Genomic DNA, 8,183 nt, shown 5'->3' with positions numbered 1-8,183 from the left:
AATTCTATTCCTTTTACTTGCGCAAATTGTGGACTTGTCGCTCCGAAAACTGATTTAACGTATTTCTTTACTTCGCTTGCGATGTCAAACAATCCTGTGTCTGTTTCGTAAATTGTAGTATCTCTGGCAATCCTTGAATTGCTTACGTTGGTGTATGCTGTGGCAACTGCACTATTTTTAGCTGTTAGGTCTGCCTGTTTTGCTGTAAGGGTTACGATTTTTAAATCGTTCTCGTTTGGTGCATAACTCGGTTCAGTTTGTAAAACGGAAATGATACCCGCTAAATGCTGAATTTGTTGGTCGTAAGATTGCTGACTTGTTGAAATTGTGTTTGGAGCTGGTGCGTTTGGGTCGGTTGGAGTTTCTACTGCTTTGGCTCTTACACCTTGCATTTTTTTGTTGAATGCTTTTGCATCTGCAATTTTCTCGGGAGTTGCATCGGTGGTCTGTAATGCGTTTATTAATCTTGTTGATAGCGATTTTAAATCTTTGAAGGCGACAACACGCTCATTGACTTTGTTATTGTAAGCTGTGTTTTTTGTAACAACATCGGCTAAACTAGCTTGTGATGCTGTGTACAAAGTTGTGAGTTGTGGCAACTTTAGTGGGTTTTTGTTTGGGTTGTAAGTTGCGCCGTAACCTGTTACGAATGAAATTAAATCTTGAAAGTTTGCAACGTTTTTTGCGTGTCCTGTTTCGGATTTAGATGTCATGATTATTTAAGTTTAAGTTATATATTCAAAAGTAATAAATTTTTCCTACAAAAAATTAAAATAATAAAAAAAAACAGCCTTGGCAAAGCCAAGACTGTTTTAATAGTATCTATAGAAATAGTTATTATTCTTTAATTAATTTTCTATAATTTTTTTCATTTTCTGTATAGACTTCAATTATGTATATTCCTTTAGAAAGATTTTCTATATCAATTTCATTATTGTTTTCAGTTTGAATTAAAATTACTTTACCTAAAGAATCAAATATTGTTATTTTTTCAATTTTTGAATTACTTTTTATTTGAACAACATTTTTAGATGGATTAGGATAAACTTGTATCACATTACTTTCTAAATTATGAGTATCAGTACTTAAAGTAGCAAGATAGTTGTATACATCACTTGAACATCCCAAAGAACCAACTGCAACCCAAGGGCTAACATCAGTTGTAGAACAAACTGACCTGACAAAAAAAGCATAACATCCATAAGTTGGGGGTAAACCATTTATTATATATGGATCAGTCCCAGAATAAATCGTTCCAAAGGTTGGCATTGGAGATCCTATATAATAATCTGGTATTACAGCTATTTCCCAAGCAGTAGCTGTACCATTTTCTGTCCAGTTTAATTGTGCAGCAGTGGCATAAGGGATTGAAAGAATTAAATTTGATGGAGCAGGACATTGTGCATTACCTATTAAAATGGTAAGCAAGATAATTAAAGTTAATTTTTTTTTCATAATTATTACTATTAAAACCCTTTGACAAAGTTACAACTTTGTCAAAGGGTTGAATTAAGTTATTAGTTTTTTATTAGTTTTTGTTGCTTGTCAAATGATTGATTTACAATACGAGCAATATAATAGCCATTTGATAAATTAGTAATATCTATTTGATTTTGGCTTTGAGGAGTAAGTAATTGTTTAAATACTAGCTCACCCAAAATATTAAATACTGTTATTGTAGTTGGCTCTTTCACATCGCTTAAGTCTATGTTATAAATACCTTTACTTGGATTAGGATAAATGGTTATAGCACTAAAATTGGGATTAGTATCAATTTCAGGTTCACTCTGATATTCTGCTATGCTATTTTTTGCTTGTACACCAGCGTCTCCAAAAATACGAGTGATATTTGTAGCCGACAATCCGTTGAAAGTTGTGAATTTTCCGCCCACAATTATTTTTCCGTCAGGTTGTTGTTTTAATGCTTTTATATAATTTAAGCAATAAAAACAACTTGAAGAAGTACTGTCTGTTGTTCCTGTTCCAATACTAAAAGTTGTATCTAATGTACCTGTGGTTGTTAAACGAATGAGTTTTTTAACGGCAGTTACTCCAAAAACTGTAAACTCACCACCAATAATTAGTTTGTTTGTTGTAGGTTCAAGAATTAGTTCATTAATGGCTCTTTCTACACCAGTTGTAATATTAAAACTGGTATCAATAGATCCAGTTGCAGTTAAACGCACTAAACATTTAACATTTGTACCATTATATTTATCGAAAGCACCTGCAATGATAATTTTGCCATCAGGTTGTACAACTGCTCTGGCAAGTGGAGAATACAATGAAACTCCTAAATTACCATTATAAGATAATGAACCTAAAGTATCACCAGCTAAAAATGTTGTATCGATAGTGCCATTAGCATTTAAGCGAATAATATTTTTTTGAGTAGCTCCAGCTGTTGGTGGGCTAAAGAAGCCTAACAATATAATCTTTCCATCAGGCTGTATGGTTATGCCTGTAACAACACTTCTATAGTAAGAGTTTAATTCTGTTGGGACAAATGAAGTGTCAATTGTGCCGTTTGTATTAATTTTTACTATTCCTAGTCTTTGTATTCCATTATAATAGTAAAAATCTCCACCCAATAAAATTTTATTATCACTTTGTATAGCTAATCCGTAAGGTATATTGTTGGTATATCCAAGATTAATGGCAGTTCCAGCACCTCCAACATTATAACTTGTATCGATTGCACCGTTTGCTAATAATCTTGCAATACCAAATCCATTTGAACCTCCGCTAAATCCAGAAAAACCACCTGTTACAATAATTTTATCATCTGATTGTATAACCATATCATTTGGAGGATAACTTGTTGGGTTTGGTCCAGCAGTTACAAATGTTTGGTCTAAAGTCAAATCAGTATTTAATCTCGTTATTCTTGGAGTCGAAAGATTATTGTAGGTTGTGAAATAGCCAGATATTATTGATTTATTTGTGCTTTGTAGTTCAATAAGGTTAACAGCATTGTTGGCTCTGATACCAGCAACAAGATTAGGTGTAGAGTTGGAATTAATTACAAGAATAGTTACTGTTGCAGTGTCAGATGTTGTACAATTCCCAACAACACTTAATCTATAAGTTAGCGTATATGTACCTGCTAGAGTACCTGCTGGTATTGAAATAAGACCAGAACTGTTGATGGTAGCACCTGCTATAGATAGAGGTGGAACTAATGCAAAAGTAACATTTGGCAATGAAGCAGAACTTGAAGCAGTACCATTGTATAAATCATTGGCATAAACACTTGTAGTAACACCTCCTGACGCACCGATTATTGGCGGACTGGAGAAATTATCATTTATAGCATCTACAACTATGGTGTTTGAAGATGTAGTACTAATAGTTATTGTGTCGTATAATGTAGTAGTACAGCCACTACTATTTGTAAAAGTATAGCCAATAGTAGTAGTGCCTACGCCAGCAACTGAAGCATTGAAAGAATAGATACCACTTGCTAAAGTAACACCTGTACCTGAAAAAACACCATTAGCGGTTGTGCCACTTATATATAATGACAAGTCGCTTAAGTTTTGAGTACTACAAATTGATGTTGGTAAATTTAAAACAGCTCCATTAGTTGGTATGAGGGATACGTTGTCGATATAATAACCCAATGGTCTTTCAAATGAACTTAATGTTAAGCTAGTTGTATTATTATAAGAACAGTTAGGTACTAACATTGATGGGGTATTTAAAACTAAAGGTAAATTTTTTAACAATCCTAAATATAAATACTCTTCACCTCCAATTGAGGTTGTAAAATTAAAAGTTAAAGTTTCCCATCCTGTCGAATTTCTTACTATTGAAGATGATGTTAATAACATATTCGGATTAGTAATATTACTTAATTCAATTGTAAAAGGATCTAAAGTTGCATTGGCAGTTACTGATAAATATGCTTGTATATTACTTCCAAAATTACTTCTTCCATCATGCAGAGATACATCAAAACTTAATTGATAGTTTGTATTGGCTTGAAGAGGCATTTTTAATTTTGTTAGTAAATGTTTTCGCCCATCGTGTTCAGACCTATAAATATCTGCATATCCATTTCCTATATTGTTTTTGCAATCTTGAAAACCATATGCATTGCAAGGTATATCAGCAAAATGCGCATTTGGAGTAGAGCCAGGTATAACACCAGAATTGAAATAGCTTGGTGTCCAGCCCTGTACACTAGTTGGACTATTCCATACACAAGCTTTTATTATTTGATAATTATTGGTTGGCAAACTAGAATATTGTTCAAAATTTCCATTCATTACTAAATCACATGTATTGGGTGCTGGAGCACACTCACCAGGATTGTAAGGAGGAATAATATAAACATAAAGATATGTTATGTTGCCACGTTTTGTGCCATTTATAGGGATATAACGCAATAAATGTAAGCCAGGTGTTGAGGTTGTAAACGTTGATATTGTTGCATTCGTTCCGAAAGTATTGACAATTGTTGAGGTTGTCGGCGCAGTAATATCTTGTAGACATTCAAAACTGGTTGTATTAACATCATTTGATAAAAGACCTGATATAGAAACTGACGTACTTGTTGCTCCCGTAGTAGCAATACTTCCAGTAAAAGTATATGCTCCAGTGGTACTATTTATACCATCGTTTACCCCAGCAACGGATATTCCTGTACATACTGTCCCTCCATAATTGTAATAACCAGTACTGGTTGTAGCTGAACCAAACGTTGTTTTTACGTTATAACCAATATCACAGAGTACTTTACGTTCTTCTGGTTTTAAGTAGCGTTTAGTTGTTCCTATAAGATTCACATTACTTAAAACAAAGTAATTGTCATTTACGTATGGAGTAGCACATGTAGGATACAGCATATCTTCAAAGTGGCTTAAACTACTTCCAAGCTCAAAACATGTTGGAGTATAAACTGGAACTGTTGAAGAGCCTACATATTTTATAGCATTGTTACAAACAGTAGTGTTAAGTACTCCAGTGCTTAAGTTATTAGGTAAGGTACAACCAGGTCTTAACACAGTTGGGGAAACACTTGAATTAAAACTAATATCATACATACTACAACTTCCAATGGTGAGTAAGGGAACATTAGTATTAGTTCTTAAAAAAGTATCATACCTACTAAAATAAGGTGATGGGTCGATAGAGGCTCCATTTTGATTAATGAAACTTCCAAAACCCAAAGAATGGACTATCTCATGAAGCATAACAGTATATAAATCATACATATTGCTTGGAGTATTTACTGTTAAATTGGTATTCCAACTTATACTCGGGTCGAAATTAAAGGAAACTTCTCCGTGATAAAAAGTATTTGTTGCGCTAGAAATATTTGTATAGGAATCTACTCCCGTGTGTATTGTTTTCCATATTTCACCGTCTAAAATTCCACCTATTGTATTTGTACTGTTAGCGTAAGGTATATAAAAAGAAGATGCTAAACCTAATGTTCCAGTCGGCACATTTACGTTAGCAATGTTTCTAACCCAAATATTAACTTTGTTGCCTGTTGTTGAAAGTGGTGAGGTAATAAAATTAGAGATGTCTTCAAAAACCTTACACAGCACAGCACGTCGTGCATTTTGTGTTGGATTTGAGGTATCTTCCATGCCACAACCAGGTTCAAAATATAAATTAAAATAAGAAGTTGTAGAACAGGTTACAGTTGTAGTTTTTAGATAACCAAAATCTTTTGGAGCATCGATTAAAATATCTTTTAATTTTAATAGATTACCACGATTGTCATATACCGTTTCTAATTTTCCTTCTGGTGAAAGATTGATTTCATATTGTTGAGAATAGCCTTTGAAAAAGCTAGTCAAAATAAAAAATAGTAATAATAGTTTGTATTGTTTTTTCATTGTTTTTTGGTTTTAGTTATTAATTTGTTATATTATATTCGGTTTTCTTGCGTTTTGTGTAGCTCGAAGGTTTCTTGTAACGTTTCGCCGCTTTGCGAGGTTGCGAGCTTCCTAACCGAGTATTTTCTGTTACTACTAAATTTCTTGCGAAAGATAAACGTCAATTTTGCACATAATTCGCAATCTCGCAAAACGGCTGTTAACTGACGCCTTTTTTGTTTTTACTTCAATGCTCGTTTTCAATCTTCTGCCTTTTTCTTTTTGGTTTCTGTTTGTTTCGGTTAGGACAGAGCTTTATTTTGTTGAGCCATTGTCTTGTTCGATTGGGACAAAGGTTATTTCGATTGAGCCGATGTCTTGTTTGGTTTTACCTTTGTCTTTTCGGGTCGAGCCATTGCTTTGTTTTGTCGAGCCAAAGCCTTGTTCGATTGCGACAAGGCTTTGTTCGATTTGTACATAGGTTAATTTGATTATCGTTTTTTGAATTTTATTTTTGCTATTGATTTGTATTGTACTGAACTTGCATCAAGGATTGTAAATAAATAGTCTTTGGCTTTGTTTGCAGTATCGACAAGGTTATCATCGGATAAATATAACGTGTTGTTTCTTGTACTACGTGCGTTATTTAATGGTACAAAAGTGTTTGCTACTGCTTGTGTTTTAACTAGCATTTGTGCTTTTTTGTCTTGGTAAGTTACTACTTTATATTCGGTTTCGTTTGGGTTGAAATTAGGTGTATTTTGAAGTAGCGCAATCAATAAATCCATATTGTTTGTGCGTTGGTCATAACTCATTTGTGATGTTGAGTAATTTACTTGTGCTTCTTCGGGATTTGTAGATGTAGCTATTGCTGTTTTTCTTACTCCTTTTAGTTTGCGAACAATTGTCATAAAATCTTCTAATTGCACTTGTGTAACGCCTTCGGTTGCTTTGTAGGCTTTGCGAAGTTTTGTTAATTCTCGGTTTAATGGTTTGAAAATTACTTCTCTTTCATCAACTGCAACCGAATAAGGAGCGACTAAATTGTTTACGCTTTCTTGTTGTGTAAATGCAGACGTATAAATGTTTTGTAAATTTGTAATTTTCAGCTTTGAATTACTTGGATTGTAGATTGCACCAACTGCAATAATGTTGGTGTTAAGCAAATTAAGGTTTGCAATATTTTTTGCGTGACCTACTTCGGATGTTGATGCCATAATGATATGTTTTTTTAATTACAATTAGTTACAAATCTATAATTTTTTTTTGATTTAATTAATTATGAGTTTTGTGTTGTAGCTTTTATTTTCGTTGCCTGTTATTTTGGCAATGTAAACTCCTTTGGTTAAATTACTGGTAGTAATGATTGTTTGTGTAGGGTTTAGTTTTTGGCTGATTATTTTTTTACCAATCATATCAAAAAGGTCGAGGGTATAATTTTGAGAAGTTGTGTTTTTGAGTGCTACGGTAAAGTTGCCATTGGTAGGGTTTGGATAGATAGAAAATGAATTTTGGTTGAAAGTTTCAGTAGCTAATGGTATTGGTTTAAAGTGAGCAATGAAAATGTTTCTAGGAGTTCCATTGTCTATGTCATAAGTTATTAAATTTGGTTGGTAGCAATTGGGTGTTGTTAAACCCGTTGTACTTGTTGTTGTGCCAATAACATAAAAATTATCTCTGCCATAAGGATGTGTAATCATACTGTATTCTGTTGCGTTACCACCATAATAGGTTCCCCAAATTTTTTGTCCTTGATTGTCGAATTTGCAAACAAATCCATTGTATTGTCCTACGATATCCGATTGATAAGCTCCTGATGTAGCAATGTTAGTATGCAATGCTGTTGAGCCAGAAAGATATATCCCACCCAAATCATCAATATTGAGATTGCAATCAGCACCTGAACTACCATTTGCTGGAAACCCAGTATTTGCCCCACAAAAAGTACCCCAATTGCGAGTATTGTTTTCTGTGAATTGAACGAGGTATGGTGGATTCTCTCCAAATGAATTTTCTTGAAATACGCCAGAAGTAGTAATTAAATTCCCATAGCCATTGCCTGAAAAATAAACTTTATTCTCATATGTTTTTATTGAATTTGCATTGGAAATGTTATTAGCTCCATAATAAGTACTCCATTCTCTTTGCCCATCGATATTAAATTTAGATAGGTAAGTACTGATGCAACCTAATGCAGTTGGTTGATAACTATTAAGACTGCCATAATAATTTTCGTTGTTGGGTATAGGTGAGCCAGGATTACAACTACTAACGTGACCTCTTATATATAATGCCGTTGGAGTAGCGTTCATTGCGGTAATATAGCAAGGGTTGATGCTTCCGTGATAAGTT

6 protein-coding genes are annotated in these 8,183 nt (G+C 33.6%); all 6 read right to left on the bottom strand.

Annotation, left to right across the window (positions count from 1 at the left end):
- Positions 1-713 (bottom strand): hypothetical protein (locus ACH2CG_RS14810; protein WP_395066563.1); only part of this gene is annotated, 713 nt, incomplete at its 3' end.
- A 124-nt stretch (positions 714-837) separates the two neighbouring features.
- Entirely contained in the window at positions 838-1,455 is a 618-nt protein-coding gene (locus tag ACH2CG_RS14805; RefSeq protein ID WP_395066561.1) for a T9SS type A sorting domain-containing protein, read from the bottom strand.
- Between the two features lie 62 nt (positions 1,456-1,517).
- Positions 1,518-5,852 (bottom strand): T9SS type A sorting domain-containing protein, encoded by a 4,335-nt coding sequence (locus ACH2CG_RS14800; RefSeq protein WP_395066559.1) that lies wholly within the window; start codon positions 5,850-5,852, stop codon positions 1,518-1,520.
- A 335-nt stretch (positions 5,853-6,187) separates the two neighbouring features.
- Entirely contained in the window at positions 6,188-6,310 is a 123-nt protein-coding gene (locus tag ACH2CG_RS14795) for a hypothetical protein (protein WP_395066557.1), read from the bottom strand.
- Between the two features lie 12 nt (positions 6,311-6,322).
- Positions 6,323-7,048: a hypothetical protein gene (locus ACH2CG_RS14790; protein WP_395066555.1), complete on the bottom strand. Its 726-nt coding sequence runs from the start codon at positions 7,046-7,048 to the stop codon at positions 6,323-6,325.
- Between the two features lie 54 nt (positions 7,049-7,102).
- Positions 7,103-8,183, bottom strand: a 1,081-nt coding sequence (locus ACH2CG_RS14785) for a T9SS type A sorting domain-containing protein (RefSeq protein ID WP_395066553.1), incomplete at its 5' end; no start/stop codon positions are given.

The sequence above is a fragment of the Flavobacterium sp. genome (assembly GCF_043778725.1).
Lineage (GTDB): Bacteria > Bacteroidota > Bacteroidia > Flavobacteriales > Flavobacteriaceae > Flavobacterium.
Note: the sequence above shows the minus strand (reverse complement) of the source record. Positions and strands in the feature narration are given on the sequence as shown.